This window comes from Roseateles sp. GW821-FHT09G03, assembly GCF_059416045.1.
Genome location: NZ_JBWKOK010000009.1, coordinates 109,773 through 125,762 on the forward strand (window position 1 = coordinate 109,773; position 15,990 = coordinate 125,762).

Annotated in this window: 11 protein-coding genes; 6 read left to right on the forward strand and 5 right to left on the reverse strand. The window is 69.7% G+C overall.

Annotation, left to right across the window (positions count from 1 at the left end; all coding sequences use genetic code 11):
* Positions 1–143: 143 nt before the first annotated feature.
* Positions 144–746: a prolyl hydroxylase family protein gene (locus AC07OZ_RS26230; RefSeq protein WP_495469983.1), complete on the reverse strand. Its 603-nt coding sequence runs from the start codon at positions 744–746 to the stop codon at positions 144–146.
* Positions 747–873: 127 nt separating this feature from the next.
* On the opposite strand from AC07OZ_RS26230, the gene urtA reads away from it, so the two are divergent.
* From urtA to AC07OZ_RS26260, 6 genes are all read left to right on the forward strand, one after another.
* Positions 874–2,169 (forward strand): urea ABC transporter substrate-binding protein, encoded by a 1,296-nt coding sequence (urtA, locus tag AC07OZ_RS26235; RefSeq protein WP_495469984.1) that lies wholly within the window; start codon positions 874–876, stop codon positions 2,167–2,169.
* Positions 2,169–3,800, forward strand: a complete 1,632-nt coding sequence (urtB, locus tag AC07OZ_RS26240) for an urea ABC transporter permease subunit UrtB (RefSeq protein ID WP_495469985.1) — start codon at positions 2,169–2,171, stop codon at positions 3,798–3,800. Before urtA ends, urtB begins: the two co-directional genes overlap by 1 nt.
* On the forward strand, positions 3,797–4,936 hold the full coding sequence (gene urtC, locus AC07OZ_RS26245) for an urea ABC transporter permease subunit UrtC (RefSeq protein WP_495469986.1): 1,140 nt from the start codon (positions 3,797–3,799) through the stop codon (positions 4,934–4,936). The genes urtB and urtC overlap by 4 nt, the downstream gene beginning before the upstream one ends.
* On the forward strand, positions 4,933–5,769 hold the full coding sequence (urtD, locus tag AC07OZ_RS26250) for an urea ABC transporter ATP-binding protein UrtD (protein WP_495469987.1): 837 nt from the start codon (positions 4,933–4,935) through the stop codon (positions 5,767–5,769). The genes urtC and urtD overlap by 4 nt, the downstream gene beginning before the upstream one ends.
* 49 nt (positions 5,770–5,818) lie before the next feature.
* Positions 5,819–6,523: an urea ABC transporter ATP-binding subunit UrtE gene (urtE, locus tag AC07OZ_RS26255; RefSeq protein WP_495470073.1), complete on the forward strand. Its 705-nt coding sequence runs from the start codon at positions 5,819–5,821 to the stop codon at positions 6,521–6,523.
* 115 nt (positions 6,524–6,638) lie between these two features.
* The gene (locus tag AC07OZ_RS26260) at positions 6,639–11,426 is read left to right on the forward strand and encodes a TcdA/TcdB pore-forming domain-containing protein (protein ID WP_495469988.1); all 4,788 of its coding nucleotides are present in this window, start codon (positions 6,639–6,641) and stop codon (positions 11,424–11,426) included.
* Positions 11,427–11,483: 57 nt separating this feature from the next.
* Here AC07OZ_RS26260 and AC07OZ_RS26265 read toward each other — a convergent pair whose 3' ends face one another.
* The 4 genes from AC07OZ_RS26265 to AC07OZ_RS26280 all read right to left on the reverse strand — a co-directional run bounded on the left by AC07OZ_RS26265 (position 11,484) and on the right by AC07OZ_RS26280 (position 15,985).
* On the reverse strand, positions 11,484–12,479 hold the full coding sequence (locus AC07OZ_RS26265; protein ID WP_495469989.1) for a Bug family tripartite tricarboxylate transporter substrate binding protein: 996 nt from the start codon (positions 12,477–12,479) through the stop codon (positions 11,484–11,486).
* Between the two features lie 115 nt (positions 12,480–12,594).
* A complete protein-coding gene (locus AC07OZ_RS26270; RefSeq protein ID WP_495470074.1) occupies positions 12,595–13,536 on the reverse strand; it encodes a hydroxymethylglutaryl-CoA lyase in 942 nt (313 codons plus the stop codon).
* Between the two features lie 130 nt (positions 13,537–13,666).
* Positions 13,667–14,863 (reverse strand): CaiB/BaiF CoA transferase family protein, encoded by a 1,197-nt coding sequence (locus AC07OZ_RS26275; protein WP_495469990.1) that lies wholly within the window; start codon positions 14,861–14,863, stop codon positions 13,667–13,669.
* Positions 14,864–15,088: 225 nt separating this feature from the next.
* Positions 15,089–15,985: a LysR substrate-binding domain-containing protein gene (locus AC07OZ_RS26280; RefSeq protein ID WP_495469991.1), complete on the reverse strand. Its 897-nt coding sequence runs from the start codon at positions 15,983–15,985 to the stop codon at positions 15,089–15,091.
* Between the last annotated feature and the right edge of the window lie 5 nt (positions 15,986–15,990).

The following is a 15,990-nucleotide window of genomic DNA, read 5'->3' on the forward strand; positions in this document are numbered from 1 at the left end:
GAGCCCCATTCCCCGAGGTCACGACCTCGTCCCGGGAAGGGGCAGCATGTTGCATCAACGGCATGACAGCGCCGCCGGTGCACGCACACTTCTTCGAGGTGTTACGAGCGGTCACCACCGCCGAGGGTCGAATCGCACGCGCCTCAGAACCGTGAGTCGAAGCCGGAGTCGAACTTCGAATCGAAGCGCGAATCCGGGACATCGACCACCGGCGCGTACATCACGTCCGAGCGCAGCACGTACTTGGTGCCCGAGGTCACCGGCGAGCCCTCGTGCCAGGTGTCGTGCACGAAGACCAGCGCGCCACCGGTCCGGGGCCGCACGGCGAAGTCGCGGAAGCCCGTCTCGCCGCCCTCGAAGCCTTCGTTCAGGTAGACCAGGAAGCTCAGCCGGCTCACCAGGCCGTCCTCGCGCCACGGCCCGTCCTTGTGCATCCGGAAGCGCTGGCCCGCCGAGTACTTGTAGAAGCGCAGCTCCCGCGGCAGGCCCACCGCGCGCGAGCCGTCGAGCTCCGGCAGCGGCAGCTGCCGCAAGCGTCCCCACAGCCGTTCGACCCAGGCGGCGCTCGCCGCCATCGTCCGCTCGTTGTTGCGGATGTGGGCCAGCAGCTGCTGCCCCGCTTCCAGCCGCACCGTCGCGGCCTCGAAGCCGCTCTGCTCCGCCAGCGCGATCACCTCGGTGCATTCCTCCGGGGAGAGGAAACCCGGCACGGTGAACACGCGGTCGTTGTGGAAATGGGCTTGCATGCGCCCATTCTCTCGGATGTACGCCATGTGCCGTATATGCCCCGCGTCCCCTCCTTCCTAGCATCCGGTCACTTCCCGAAGTCCTGCGAAGTCCGTCGAAGTCTTCCTTCATCCACCGGAGCTCCCCATGTCCTCGCATCCGAAATCCCCGCGCCCGCAACGTCGCCACGCGCTCAAGACCCTGGCCGTCGCCGGCGCGCTGACCGGCCTGAACCTCGCCGCCCTGCCCGCCTTCGCCGCCGACACCATCAAGGTCGGCGTGCTGCACAGCCTGTCGGGCACGATGGCGATCTCGGAGACCGTGCTCAAGGACACCGTCCTGATGGCCATCGACGAGATCAACGCCAAGGGCGGCGTGCTGGGCAAGAAGCTGGAGCCGGTGATCGTCGACCCGGCCTCCAACTGGCCGCTCTTCGCCGAGAAGACCCGCCAGCTGCTGACCCAGGACAAGGTCGCGGTGATCTTCGGCTGCTGGACCTCGGTGTCGCGCAAGTCGGTGCTGCCGGTGGTCGAGGAACTCAACGGCCTGCTCTTCTACCCCGTGCAGTACGAGGGCGAGGAACTCAGCAAGAACGTGTTCTACACCGGCGCCGCGCCCAACCAGCAGGCCATCCCCGCGGTCGACTACCTGATGAGCAAGGACGGCGGCGGCGCCAAGCGCTGGGTGCTGCTGGGCACCGACTACGTCTACCCCCGCACCACCAACAAGATCCTGCGCGCCTACCTGAAGAGCAAGGGCGTGAAGGACAGCGACATCGACGAGAAGTACACCCCCTTCGGCCACAGCGACTACCAGACCATCGTCGCGGACATCAAGAAGTTCTCGGCCGGCGGGAAGACGGCGGTGGTGTCGACGATCAACGGCGATTCCAACGTGCCGTTCTACAAGGAGCTGGGCAACGCCGGGCTGAAGGCCAAGGACGTGCCGGTGGTGGCGTTCTCGGTCGGCGAGGAAGAGCTGCGCGGCGTGGACACCAAGCCGCTGGTCGGTCACCTGGCGGCGTGGAACTACTTCATGTCGATCAAGAACCCGACGAACGATGCGTTCATCAAGAAGTGGTCGACGTATGCGAAGGCCAAGAACCTGCCCGGCCACAAGGACAAGCCGCTGACCAACGACCCGATGGAGGCCACCTACATCGGCATCAACATGTGGAAGCAGGCGGTGGAGAAGGCCAAGTCGACCGACACCGACAAGGTGATCGCGGCGATGGCCGGCCAGACCTTCAGCGCGCCGTCGGGCATCACGTCCAAGATGGACGAGAAGAACCATCACCTCCACAAGTCGGTGTTCATCGGCGAGATCCGCGCGGACGGACAGTTCAACGTCGTGTGGAAGACACCCGCGCCGGTGAAGGCCAAGCCGTGGAGCCCGTACATCGCCGGGAACGAAGGCAAGCCTGACGAGCCGGCGAAGAAGTGATGCGGCGCGCCCTGCTCCTCGGATGCCTGCTGGCGATCGGCAGCCTCGCGTCGACAGCGCAGGCGCTGACGCAGCCGCAGGCGCTGTCCGTGGCGCAGGGCGAGACCGATGACCGCATCGCCGCGCTCGGCAAGCTCGTCGCGGCGCCGGACGAGCGCACCGCGGTGCTGCTGCAGGCGCTGTCCGACGAACGCGTGAAGCTCGGCCCCGATCAGCGCGTGCTGATCACGACCGAGGCCGGCGTCGTCGACGCCGCCACCGGCGCGGCGGTGACGCTGTCGCCGGACGCGCAGTCCTCGCTCGAGGACGTGATGCTCAACAACCGGCTGCGCGGCGAACTCGACGGCGCGCTCGCCGCGCTCCATCTGTCGAGCGCGGACAAGATCGAGCGCCTCGCCGCCGCCAAGGCGCTGATGGACGCCGGTGGCGACGACGCCCGCGTCGCGCTGCTGGAGACCGCCATCGCGAAGGAGCAGGACGCCACCGTCCTCGACGCCCTGAAGCTCGCCCGCGCCGCCGCGCTGGCCGCGAGCCCCGACGCGACCAAGCGCCTCGCCGCCGCGAAGCTGCTCGGCGAATCGCACAGCCCCGAAACGCGGCTGCTGCTCAACCAACGCCTGTCCGACGAACAGGACCCCGACGTCAAGCGCGCGCTGCAGCGCTCGCTGCGCGAGGTCGAGGACACGCTCGCCTGGGGCGAACGCCTGGGCGCGCTGTTCACCGGCATCAGCCTGGCCAGCATCCTGCTGCTGGTCGCGCTGGGCCTCGCCATCACCTACGGCCTGATGGGCGTCATCAACATGGCGCACGGCGAGCTGATGATGATCGGCGCCTACGCCACCTATCTCGTCCAGGTCGCCTTTCGCCAGTGGCTGCCGGGCTGGTTCGACGCCTACCTGATCGTCGCGATGCCGGCCGCCTTCCTCGCGTCGGCCCTGGTCGGCGCGGCGCTGGAACGCACCGTCATCCGCTGGCTCTACGGCCGGCCGCTGGAGACGCTGCTCGCCACCTGGGGCCTGAGCCTCGTGCTCATGCAGGCGGTGCGCTCGCTCTTCGGCGCGCAGAACGTCGCGGTGGAAAGCCCGTCGTGGATGGGCGGCTCGCTCGCCCTCATGCCCAGTGTCATGCCCGGTCTCGCGCTGCCGGCGAACCGGCTCGTGATCATCGTCTTCTCGCTGGTCGTGCTCGGCGGCATGTCGCTGCTGATCGCGCGCACGCGGCTCGGTCTGTTCGTCCGCGCCGTCACGCAGAACCGCCCGATCGCCTCCTGCATGGGCGTGCCGACCGCGCGCGTGGACACCTACGCCTTCGCACTGGGCTCCGGTCTCGCGGGGCTGGCGGGCTGCGCGCTCAGCCAGGTCGGCAACGTCGGCCCGGACCTCGGACAGAGCTACATCGTCGACGCCTTCATGGTCGTCGTGCTGGGCGGGGTCGGCCAGCTCGCCGGCACGGTGCTCGCGGCGCTCGGACTGGGCCTGGCCAACAAGGCGCTCGAAGGCGTCGTCGGCGCGGTGCTCGCCAAGATCGCCGTGCTGCTGTTCATCATCGTCTTCATCCAGAAGCGGCCGCAGGGCCTGTTCGCGGTCAAGGGCCGCGCGCAGGAGTCTGAATGCGCAGGGATCCCCTCATGACCGCGATTTCTCCGATGCTGCTGCCGCAGCGCCCCGCCCTGCTCAGCCGCGCCGGCTGGGTCGCCGTGCTGGCGGCGCTGACCATCGCCTGCGTGCTGCTGCCCTCGCTGAACCTGCTGGTGCCCGCCGGCCATCCGCTGCATGTCGACGGCTACTGGATCAGCCTGCTCGGCAAGTTCTGCTGCTACGCGATGTGCGCGCTGGCGATGGACCTGATCTGGGGTTTCGCCGGGATCCTGTCGCTGGGCCACGGCCTGTACTTCGCGCTCGGCGGCTACGCGATGGGCATGTACCTGATGCGCCAGATCGGCACCGACGGCCAATACCGCAGCACGCTGCCGGACTTCATGGTCTTCCTCGACTGGAAGGCGCTGCCCTGGCACTGGACCTTCAGCGACAGCTTCCTCGCGACGATGCTCCTCGTGCTGCTGGTGCCGGGCGGCATCGCCTTCCTCTTCGGCTTCTTCGCCTTCCGCTCGCGCATCAAGGGCGTGTACTTCTCGATCATCACGCAGGCGATGACCTACGCCGCGATGCTGTTCTTCTTCCGCAACGAGAGCGGCTTCGGCGGCAACAACGGCTTCACCGACTTCAAGCGGCTGCTGGGACTGTCGATCACGACGCCGGGCATGCGGATGACGCTGTTCGTACTGAGCGCCGTGGCGCTGGTCGGCTGCTACCTCGGCCTGCGCTGGCTGACGCGCGCGAAGTTCGGTCGCGTGCTCAGCGCCGTGCGGGACGCGGAGTCGCGGCTGATGTTCTGCGGCTATTCCCCGCTGCCCTACAAGCTGGCCGCATGGGTGCTGTCGGCGCTGATCTGCGGACTGGCGGGCGCGCTGTACGTGCCGCAGGTCGGCATCATCAACCCCGGCGAGATGAGCGTCGCCAACTCGATCGAGATCGCCATCTGGGCGGCGGTCGGCGGGCGCGGCACGCTGGTGGGGCCGATCGTCGGCGCCTTCGCGGTCAACGGCGCGAAGAGCTGGCTCACGCAGTTCGCGCCGGAGTACTGGCTGTACTTGCTGGGCGCGCTGTTCATCGCGGTCACGCTGTTCATGCCGGACGGCATCGCGGGGCTGGTGAAGCGCAAGCTCGGCGGAAAAGACGTCGGAAAGAACGTGGAGACCCAGGCATGAGTCCCGACCTGCTCGAACAAGGCGAGGAACGGCTGCGCGCCGCCAGCGGTCCCGGCTACGGCCGCGTCGTGCTGCCGGGCCAGCTGGACCTGGCGCACGGGCGCATCCTGTACCTGGAGGACGTGTTCGTCAGCTTCGACGGCTTCCGCGCAATCAACGGCCTGTCCATCGACATCGCGCCCGGCGAGCTGCGCTGCATCATCGGCCCCAACGGCGCGGGCAAGACCACGATGATGGACATCATCACCGGCAAGACCCGGCCCGACAGCGGCACGGTGTTCTTCGGCGGCACCATCAACCTGCTGCGCCACAGCGAGGCCGAGATCGCGCAGCTGGGCATCGGCCGCAAGTTCCAGCGCCCGACGGTGTTCGAGGCCCTCACCGTCTACGAGAACCTCGAGCTCGCGCTGCAAGGATCGCGTGCGTTGCGGGCGTCGTTGTGGGGCGTGCTCAGCGGCGCGCAGAAGGACCGGCTGGCGGAGGTGCTGACGCTGATCCGCCTGCAGGACCAGATGACGCGCGCGGCGGGGCTGCTGAGCCACGGGCAGAAGCAGTGGCTGGAGATCGGCATGCTCCTCGTGCAGGATCCGAAGCTGCTGCTGCTCGACGAGCCGGTGGCCGGCATGACCGACCAGGAGACCGAACGCACCGCGGAGCTGATCCTGACGCTGAAGGGCAGGCACAGCATCATCGTCGTCGAGCACGACATGGGCTTCGTCGACCGTATCGCGGAGAAGGTCACCGTGCTGGCCGAAGGATCGGTGCTGGCCGAAGGCACGCTCGCACAGGTGCAAGCCGATGAACGTGTGATCGAGGTGTACCTTGGCCGTTGAACTTCAGGACCGGCCCGGCTCGAACGGCGCCACGACGACGATCGCACCGATGCTCGAAGCCATCGGCATCCAGCAGTACTACGGCGGCTCGCACATCCTGCGCGACGTGTCGGTGAGCGCGTCGCCGGGACGGATCACCGTGCTCCTCGGGCGCAACGGCGTCGGCAAGACGAGTCTGCTGAAGAGCCTGATGGGCCTGATCCCGATCCGCGCGGGCAGCGTCACGCTGGCAGGCGCGGACATCACGCGCGCGACGCCGTACCAGCGCGCACGGGCCGGCATCGGCTACGTGCCGCAGGGGCGGGAGATCTTCGCCCGCCTGACCGTCGAGGAGAACCTGCGCATGGGCCTGGCGAGCAAGCCCGGCGGCACGGCGATCCCGGAGCACCTGTACGCGCTGTTCCCGGTGCTCAAGCAGATGCTCAAGCGGCGCGGCGGCGACCTGTCCGGCGGCCAGCAGCAGCAGCTCGCGATCGCGCGGGCGATGGCTGCGTCCCCGAAGCTGCTGATCCTGGACGAGCCCACCGAAGGCATCCAGCCCAGCATCATCAAGGACATCGGCCGCGTCATCCGGCGCCTGGCCGACGAGGGCCTCGACGGCCACCCGGTCGCCATCCTGCTGTGCGAGCAGTACTACGACTTCGCGGCGGAACTGGCCGACGAGTTCCTCGTACTCGAACGCGGCAGCGTCATCGCGCGGGGGAACAATGCGGACATGCAGACGCCGGAAATCCGGGGGCTGGTGGCGATCTGAAGTCTGCGGGGTCGACAACCGAGGGCCGATGGCCGCGGCGGTTGTCGAGCGGTCGAGGCAAGACCTGGCACGCGCGCCGAGCCACTGAGGAGGTCCCTCCGCTGCCGGATGCACCATGCCCGCCTTCAACCCCGCCCTCGCCGACAACCTGACGCGCCTGGAATCGGTGGAGCGATCCCGGACCGATGGGGCGCTGGCGCTGCATACCGGCCTGCTGATGCTCTTCACGCGGGAACTTCCATCGCGCGCGGGCGGATCGCCCGCCGACGAGGTCCGCTTCGCCGACGGCACGAAGGACGCGCTCACGGCGTGGGCGGTGGACTTCGTCATGCGGGCACTGCCTCGGAAGACGGTCCTCTCGCCCGCGCAACTGCAGGGCATGTGGACATCGATGCTGTCGCCCATCGTCGCGTCGATCATGACGGCGGTACGCACGGCCGATTTCTCCGGTCTTCCCGACGCGGCGCATGCGCTAAGCAGCAACCTTCGGCTGGGGCAGGAGCCGGAGGACCCGGTCCATCTGTGCCGCTACCGCTCCGACAACACCCTCGCGCTCGCGCCGGTCAAGGCCACGGAGGTGGTGCTGCCGCTGTCCGAAGGCCTGCTGCTGAAACTGCTCAGCCTGGCCGTGGCCTCGGCGCGGTCCGTCAGTCCTGAGTACGCCACGGCGGGCGTGAAGGCCCGCGTCCAGGCACTGAAGGCGCTGCTCTGCGAGCAGCCGCTCAAGGTGGCCCTCGCACACGCGCGCACGCTGTGGCGCGCGGAGGCGCCGCAACAGTCGGAGGCCTTCGAAGCGGTCCGCGACGTCGTCGCGGCGCAGGACAGGCTCGCGCAACGAGGCTTGGCGCCCGCACCGCGGTTCATTTCTCCCGGGACGGTGCAGCCGCAGCAACGAACGCCGGAGGATCGCGCGCTCATCAGGGCGCTGCAGACCGGCGGCACGGACCGGCCCGTCCAGGAGGACGCCCCCGCGCCCCCGCCGCCCTGGAGCGTGTCGAGCATGCTGGAGATCGCCCCCACGCCTTCGGACCGCGAGCGCGGGACCTGGGAGTTCCAGCCCGATCGCCGCGGATCCAAGGCGACCCTGCACGTCGATCCGCTGCCGGCCACCGCGTCGGCGGAGGACATCGCCCGGCAGGACCGGCAGTTCCGGCTGCTCCGCGATTTCGTGCTGGTCCGCCTGTTCCAGGACGGCGTCACGAACCGGTTCCAGGTCACGCTCAAGGGCGATGACATCCGGGTCGGCGACCTGCCTGTCGCCGCCCGGTCCCGCCGCGGCATGTGGCTCCCGGACCTCGAGGCCATCAAGGAGGCGCGGAGCGTGACCACCGTCATCGAGCGGCCGGGCACGCACTCGACCATCGCCCAGTGGTGGGACGGCGGCGGCTACCGGTTCTTCGAGCCGCGCGTCCGCGCGACGGAGGTCCGGCAACTGCGCCTGTTCCTCCAGATGAGCCCGGACAGTGCGAATCTGGCGCTCGAGCGCTACCGCTATCCGGACGAGGCCGTCTGGATCCAGGTCGATCGACACGGCCATCAGCGCATCGTCGGCGGGGAAGCGCTGCTGTCGCGTCTCACGCCGGACACCCGCGTGAAGCTCGAGATCGAAGGCCACGACAGCCTGAGCGACACCGGGGCGACCGAACTCGAGCACTACTCACCCGCGGCGCTCGTCGCCCGGGTGAAGTCGGCGTTGCACGACCTGGGCATCGCCCGGACCGCGAGCCGGGTCACCCTGCGATCCTGCGCGCTCGTCAGCCGTGCGGCCCCCGGCTCGTTCGCCGAGCGCTTCATCGAGGCCGGTGTCGAGCAGGGCCTGCTGGCCGGCGACGCGCAGGTGACGGCCTACTCGGAGGTACTGGGCTTCGTTCTGAACCGGTGGGACTGGCTCATGGCGCCGCTGCTGCGGCCGGACACGGTCCGCATTACGCTCCGCTACCTCGGTGCCGCCGAAGAACGCCATGCGCCGGGCAAGACCTGGATCTACCAGCGCGATCCGGCGACCGGCCGGATCGCGCGCCACGACAAGTACCCCGCCGCGCCGGGCCAGCGACCGGCGGACACGGTCTATCGGGAGGCGTCGTCGCTCGGCTCGGCGTACTGCGTCATCCTCGGCGCGGCCGGCCGGATCGTCGACCGCGTGCGGCCCTCCGCTCGCCATCATCTGCTGCCCGTGCCGTCCGACGCCGATCCGGCGGCGCTGCACTTCCTCGACGAGACGACGGGCGCGATCGCGATCACGGCGCTCGACGATACGGGCGAGGCGGGACTCGTGGACCTCTACCTGCGGCAGTTGTCCTCGATGCTCGACACCCAGGCGCCCGACGGCCTCAACGCCGGACTGCTCGCGCTGGCGCTGAGCCAGCTCTCGAGGACCTCCGCGGCGGGCTCGCCCTACCAGACGGCGGTCGCCTACCTCGGCATGACGCAGGGCGCCGCCTTCCTGGGGGCGGATGCGGTGACGCTGGCGGGGGCCATCCGCGCGACGATGCAGAGCACCGATACCGCCGTCGTCTCGGGCCTCACACGGACCGCGGGATTGCTCGCAGAGGGCCTGCGCGGTCTGGGCTCGCTGCTGCAGGCCGGCGTCGTCGGCCTGGACATCAAGGGCCTCGTCGACGCGATCGCCTCGGGACGATCGAGCGCGATCGGCGTCGCCGGCACGCAGCTCGGCTTCGACATTGCTGGACTGGGCCTCCTGGGTGGAAGCGCCATCGCCGCGCTGGCCGGCTTCACGACGCTGGCCGCCGGCATGCGGGAACTGGCGGTGCCGCTCGCGGGCATCGCGATCGGCGTCACAGGCCTGGCGCTCGCCGTCGCGCAGGAGGAAGAACGCCTCATCTTCAACCTGCAGCCGCTGCGCAAGATCGACGAGGGATACGACGCACCGCTCCGGCTGATGCCTCCTGGCCGTGGCATCGGCACTCGCATCGGCACTGGTGCGGGCATCGGCGGCAGCGGCGGCGACGATCACCAGTTCCTCGCCGTCACCGGCTGGGCGCCGGTGGACCGCATCGATTTCCTCAACGGCGAGGTCGGCTTCGGCGACGCCACGATCGGCGAGACATCGCTCCGCCTGTCGGGTCTCTACACCTCCGCCGGACATCCGCACGAGTGGAAGATCAACGACGGGTCCGACGTCCAGGCGGCCAAGTCCCGCGACGGCATGGACCTGGACCTGTGGTCCCTGCTGTGGAAGCAGGGGCGCGCGATCCGCCCGGTGACCGCGCTCACCCCGGAGCAGCAGGATCCCTCCCGCCTCCTGATCCTCGCCACCAGCCCCGCGGTCGACATCGACTTCGAGCTGTATTCCAACAGCCGGGCCGGCGGCGACTTCTCCGTCCTCGGCGACGCGCGGCTGGACCGGATGGAGCGCCGCAGCGGCGGACGGTTCGTCGGCGATTACGTCACCTCCGGCAGCATGGCCAAGTCGGCCGACGTCTGGCGCTACCGCTATCGGAACAGCACGCTGTCGGTCGTGCTCGACCACCAGCCGCGCGTGCTCGTGCTGCCGAGCCGCGCCGGCCTCGACGACGCGCGCTTCACTTTCCGGAACCACGACGGCGAGCCGGATCGCGAGATCCGCCCGCTGGATCAGTCGTCGACGGACTACCGGTTGATCGGCGGCGGGGGTCAGGTCGTGCTGGTCCTGCCGGGCGCCGGCACCGTGCGCAACCCGGTGAACATCGTCCCGTCGGCGCGATCGGGTGAATCGTGGACCTTCATGCTCGATGGCGCCTTGACCGCCGGCGGCAAGTCCTTCGAGTTCCTCGACGGCGGCGGCAAAGTCGGCGGAGAAGGCGAAGGCGCCGGCATCGGTTTCCGGCTCAACGGGCAGACGATCCGGTTCGACGCGATGCCGGGCGGCCCGGTGCGTGTGGTGGATCCGAAGCAGCCGGAACTGAGCGTGAGTCTGGACCTGCGGCGACGGCGCGCCGCGCTGGTGGTCGATCTCGGTTATGAGCCCTACGACGTCGATCCGGTGGCGGAGGTGCGCGTCCACCTCGATGCGCTGGGCAAGGACCTGATGAAAGGCGGATTGACCGCGCTGGTCCTGCCGCAAGACGGCGAGGGCCAGGTGCTGCTGACGGCACAGGTCGATGCCGCCGGCGCGACCTCGCGTAACGGTCAGACGTCCGCCGTGCCGCATCTCCAGCAGCACGGTGCGTCGACGGACATCGGGCCGCGCATCCCGCTCGGCGGCTACGTCGACCTGCAGAGCGGTCATGCCGTCCTGCAAGCCGGCCGGACGCTGTGGATCCACGGCCCCGCGCACCTCCCCACGAACGCCACGACCCGCCCCGGCTCCGATCCGGCAGGGCAGTGGATCCGGATGACGACGATCGACCGGAACAGCGACGGCAACGGCGACAGCGACCTCGAAGGCGACGTAGACAGGTCGTCCACGGCCGATGCGCGGATGGCGCGGCCGTCGGATCGAGGCGCTCCGTTGTGCGCCGAGCGCAAGGCGCTGCTCGCCGCCGTGGAAGGCTTTGCCACCGAGCTGACGAAAGGCGGCCGATCGTGGGTGAACCTGGGCGACACCCCGGCGCTGTCGCGCGACTTCGCGTTCCGTCTGCGCCATGCCGGCGTGGACATCGTGATCGATGTCGGCGACGACCCGCGTGGCGTCGACAGGGGCGGCGTCAACGAGCGCTACGACGCCAACGCCGAAGCGCTGGCGCTGTTCAAGGAGGACCTGCGGCGGCTGATCGAGATCGACGGGTATCTGGAGCCCAAGTCCCGGCGGCGGGGCGATCCCACGCCGCCCTTCGCATTGCGGGCGGCCGAGCTGAGCGCCTTCAGCGCCGGCATGCCCGCCGATGGACGTCCCATGACTTCAGACCCGACCCTCCCGACGCGGACGTCATCCTCCGCGCTGCTCGCGCCGCAGCACGGCTGAGGCCGTGGGGACTGCCGCCGCCGCGGGCCACCCGCCCATGGCGGCGGCGATGGCGGCTCAGTCCGCCTGGATCTTCGCCGAGGAGATCACCTTGCCCCAGCGCAGGAACTCCGCGTCCGAATGCGCCTGCAGCTGCTGCGGGTTCATGTAGTCCGCGGTGGCGCCGAGCTCCGCGGCCTTCTTCTTGAACTCGGGCGTGGCCATGATCTTCTGGATCTCGGTGGTCAGGCGGTCCACCACCGCCTGCGGCACCTTGGCCGGCGCGAACACCGCGAACCACGAGCCCGCATCCAGGTTCGGCAGACCGGCCTGCGTGGCCGTCGGCACGTCCGGCAGCGAGGACAGGCGTTCCTTGCCCGTCACCGCAACCGCGCGCAGCTTGCCGGCCGCGATGAAGGGCATGAACGGCGGCGGCGTGCCGAAGGTCAGGTCGACCTGGCCGCCCAGCAGATCCTGCAGCGCGGGGCCCGTGCCCTTGTACGGGACGTGGATCATCTGGATGCCCGCCTGCTGCTCCAGCATCACGCCGGTGACGTGCTGCAACGAGCCGTTGCCCGAGGACGCGAACGACAGCTTGCCGGGGTTCTTCTTCGCGTAGGCGATCAGCTCGGCGGTGGTCTTCGCGGGCACGCCCTCGCGCAGGACGATCAGCTGCGGCGCGGTCAGCACGTTGGCCACGGGACGCAGGTCCTTCAGCTCCCACGCGCCCTTCTGGATGTGCGGCGTGATCACGTGGTACCCGGAGTACTGCATCAGGATCGTGTAGCCGTCCGGCTCCGCGCGCTTGGTCGCGACGGCAGCCAGCGCGCCGCTCGCGCCGGAGCGGTTGTCCACCACGACGGTCTGGCCCAGCGCCTTGCCCAGCGGCTCGGCCAGCATGCGCGCGGCGATGTCGGTGGTGCCGCCGGGCGCGGCGCCGACCAGCATCGTGATCGGCTTGTTCGGATACGACTGCGCCTGTGCGGCGGTCATCGGGGCCAGCGCGGCGACGGCAGTCGCGATCAGCGCGGCGGCAGGGGCGCTCATGGCGAGGCGGCGGCGGATTCGGTTCATGGTCTTGTCTCCAGGAAAGCCGCTCGGGGCGGCGTTGTCGTTAGTGGTGAAGCGGAAAGGTCGTTCGGGAACGTCGTGCTGGACAGGTCTTGAGGGCAGGCCGGCGGACGGGCTCTCAAGCGTCGCGGGCCAGCGCACGCTCGCGGATCGCGTCGAAGTCGCGCGGGCGCGGATGCAGGTCCAGCCGGCGGCCGGCGCTGACGATCTGGCTCGGCACCGCATGGCCGATGAGTGGCGGCAGGCGCTTCGCCGCGGCGATCAGGCGCTCGAGGTCGACGCCGGTGTCGCAGCCCATGCACTGCAGGGCATGGACGATCTCCTCGGTGCAGACGTTGCCGGTCGCGCCCGGCGCGTAGGGACAGCCGCCGATGCCGCCCAGCGACGCGTCGAAGCGGTCCGCGCCCGCGTCGATCGCGGCGATCACGTTGGCCAGGCCCATGCCGCGCGTGTTGTGGAAGTGCAGCGTCAACTGCGCTTCGGGCCAGCGCTCGCGGAAGGCGCGCACCAGCGCGACGACCTGCGTCGGATAGGCCATGCCGGTGGTGTCGCACAGCGTGACGCCGCGCGCGCCGAGGTCCTCCAGGAAGTGCCCGCACCAGCCGAGCACCGTCTCGAACGGCACGTCGCCCTCCATCGGGCAGCCGAACGAGCACGACAGCGAGACGTTCACCGCGATGCCCGCCTGGTGCGCCATCGCGGCGACCTCGGCCAGGCCGGCGAAGGACTGCTCGCGCGTCATCCGCAGGTTGGACAGGTTGTGGCTCTCGCTGGCGGACATCACCAGGTTGAGCTCGTCGGCGCGGGCCTCGATGGCGCGCTCGGCGCCGCGGACGTTGGGGACCAGCACCGTGTAGATCACCCCCGGCTTGCGGGTGATGCCGGCCATCACCTCGGACGCGTCGGCCAGCACGGGGATCGCCTTCGGCGAGACGAAGGCGGTCACCTCGACCTTGGCGAGACCGGCCTCCGACAGCGCATCGACCAGCGCGATCTTGTCGGCGGTCGGCACGAAGGTCGTCTCGGCCTGCAGGCCGTCGCGGGTGCCGACGTCCTGCATGAAGATGCGCCGGCCGGCGCCGGTCCAGACGTCGGACGGCACGCGCGCTGCCGCACCAGCCGTGGAGGGAGGCCCGGAGGACGCGGATGCGGTTGCGGAAGCAGAAGAGGAAGCAGTCATCACGAGGCCTTCAGGAGACGATCTTGCGGTCGCGGAGCGCGGCGATCTGTTCGGCGGTGAGGCCGATCTCGCGCAGCACCTCGTCGGTGTCGCCGCCCAGTCGCGGCGCAGCGCGGCGCACGGCGCCGGGCGTGCCCATCAGCTTGGGCACGATGCCCGGGACGTCGAGCTCATGGCCGTCGCGCGTCTGCTGCTTGAGGATCATGTCGCGGGCGCGGAAGTGCGGGTCTTCGACGATGTCCTTGGCGGTGTAGACGCGACCGGCGGGCACGCTGGCCTCGCCAAGCGGCGCCAGCACTTCGTCGACGGTACGTGTCGCGGCCCAGGCGCCGATGGCGGCGTCGATCTCCTCGACGCGGGCCACGCGGCCGGCGTTGTTGGCCAGCGCCTCGTCGTTGGCGAGATCGTCGCGGCCGATCACTTGCATCAGCCGCTTGAAGATCGAGTCGCCGTTGCCCGCGATCAGCACGACGCCATCCGCACAGGGATAGGCGTTCGACGGCGCGATGCCCGGCAGCGCCGATCCGGCCGGACCGCGCACGGCGCCGAAGGCGCTGTACTCGGGCACCAGGCTCTCCATCACGTTGAGCACGGCCTCGGTGAGCGCGACGTCGATGACCTGGCCGCGCCCGCCGTTGACCTTGCGGTGATACAGCGCGGTCAGCACGCCGATCGTGCCGTGCAACGCGGCGAGCGTGTCGCCGATCGATATGCCGCAGCGCACCGGCACGCGGCCGGGTTCGCCGGTCAGATGGCGCAGTCCGCCCATCGCTTCGCCGATGACGCCGAAGCCCGGCAGGTCACGATACGGCCCCGTCTGACCATAGCCGCTGATGCGCAGCATGATCAGGCCGGGGTTGGTCTTGGCGAGTTCCTCGTAGGACATGCCCCAGCCCTCGAGCGTGCCGGGGCGGAAGTTTTCGATCAGCACATCGGCTTCTTTGATGAGCTGCCGGGCGATGTCCTGTCCGTCCTTCTGGCGGAGGTCGAGCGCGATCGAGCGCTTGTTGCGCGACTGCACCTGCCACCAGACGGAGGTGCCGTCCTGGATCATCCGCCAGTTGCGCAGCGGGTCGCCGCTGCCGGGGGCCTCGATCTTCACGACGTCGGCGCCGAAGTCGCCGAGCGTCTTGCCGGCGAACGGGCCGGCGATCAGTTGCCCCATCTCGACGATGCGCAACCCTTGCAGCGCCTGCAGACCTTCCATGGCTAGCTGTCTCCTTGTAATGGAGACGGATTCTGGGAAGGTCCGCCTCCGGATGGAATGACGGAGTGGCGGCGCCAGCTTTCACGGATCGCGAAAGCGGCATCGGGTTCTCCCGAACGTCAGCGACGTGCCGGTCGGCGGGGGCTGGGGTCCCCTGGACCGATTTAGCGGAGCCTGCCGAGCGTATGAGGGCCAGGGGACCCCAGCCTCCGCCGACTTGCTCGGTCAGTCGGTGGCACAGAGATGATCGATGAACACCCGCACATGCCTCGGAAGCGCATCGAGGTCCCGCACCCCGATGAGCAGCGTGCGATCGGACCATTCCTCGTCGAGTCCCACGCGCCGCAGGTTCAGCGGCTTGAGCAGCGGTTCGACCGCCACGTCCGGCAGCACCGCGATGCCCATGCCCGCGGCCACCATGCGGCACATCGCGTCGAAGCTGCGCACCTGGATGCGGTTCTTCAGGCGGCGGCCGAGCTTCTCGGTCTCCATCTCCAGCCGCTTCTGCAGCGAGGTCGCCTTCGCCAGGGTGACGAAGTCGTGCTCGACGGCCTGCTCCCAGCGGACCGTCTTGCGTTTCGTCAGCGGATGGCCGGCCGGCGCGACCAGCACCAGCCGGTCGTGCCGGTAGTTCAGGACGTGCAGGCCCAGCGCCGGCGTGCGGTCCGCGAAGATGCCGAGGTCCGCGCGGCCGTCCAGCACGGCGACGACGATCTCGTGGCTGTCGGCTTCCTCCAGCTCGATCCGGATGCGGGGGTTGTCGCGCACGAAGGCGGACACCTGGGCCGGCAGGAACTGCGTCACCGCCGAGGTGTTGGCCCACAGCCGCACGACGCCGGTCAGGCCCGACGCGTAGTCGGACAGGTCGGCCGTCATCTGGTCCACGTCGCTGAGGATGCGCTGCGCGTGCTGCTGCAGCGCCAGGCCCGCGGCCGTCAGGGTGACGCCGCGGGAATGGCGCTCCAGCAGCGTGGTCCCGAGCGCATGCTCGAGATCGCTCAGGCGCTTGCTCGCGGCGCCGACCGCCAGCGCGGCCAGCGCCGCCCCCTTGCTGATGCTGCCCGTGCGGGCGACCAGGCTGAAGAGCGAGAGCGAGACGAGATCGACGCGATGCAGGTTCATGGCGG

Excerpts from the sequence above, each read along its gene's own strand:
- urtA (WP_495469984.1), top strand. The coding sequence starts at position 874 with ATGTCCTCGCATCCGAAATCCCCGCGCCCGCAACGTCGCCACGCGCTC.
- urtE (WP_495470073.1), top strand. The coding sequence starts at position 5,819 with ATGCTCGAAGCCATCGGCATCCAGCAGTACTACGGCGGCTCGCACATC.
- AC07OZ_RS26275 (WP_495469990.1), bottom strand. The coding sequence starts at position 14,863 with ATGGAAGGTCTGCAGGCGCTGCAAGGGTTGCGCATCGTCGAGATGGGG.
- urtC (WP_495469986.1), top strand. The coding sequence starts at position 3,797 with ATGACCGCGATTTCTCCGATGCTGCTGCCGCAGCGCCCCGCCCTGCTC.
- urtD (WP_495469987.1), top strand. The coding sequence starts at position 4,933 with ATGAGTCCCGACCTGCTCGAACAAGGCGAGGAACGGCTGCGCGCCGCC.
- AC07OZ_RS26270 (WP_495470074.1), bottom strand. The coding sequence starts at position 13,536 with ATGCAGGACGTCGGCACCCGCGACGGCCTGCAGGCCGAGACGACCTTC.
- AC07OZ_RS26280 (WP_495469991.1), bottom strand. The coding sequence starts at position 15,985 with ATGAACCTGCATCGCGTCGATCTCGTCTCGCTCTCGCTCTTCAGCCTG.
- AC07OZ_RS26260 (WP_495469988.1), top strand. The coding sequence starts at position 6,639 with ATGCCCGCCTTCAACCCCGCCCTCGCCGACAACCTGACGCGCCTGGAA.
- AC07OZ_RS26265 (WP_495469989.1), bottom strand. The coding sequence starts at position 12,479 with ATGAACCGAATCCGCCGCCGCCTCGCCATGAGCGCCCCTGCCGCCGCG.
- urtB (WP_495469985.1), top strand. The coding sequence starts at position 2,169 with ATGCGGCGCGCCCTGCTCCTCGGATGCCTGCTGGCGATCGGCAGCCTC.
- AC07OZ_RS26230 (WP_495469983.1), bottom strand. The coding sequence starts at position 746 with ATGCAAGCCCATTTCCACAACGACCGCGTGTTCACCGTGCCGGGTTTC.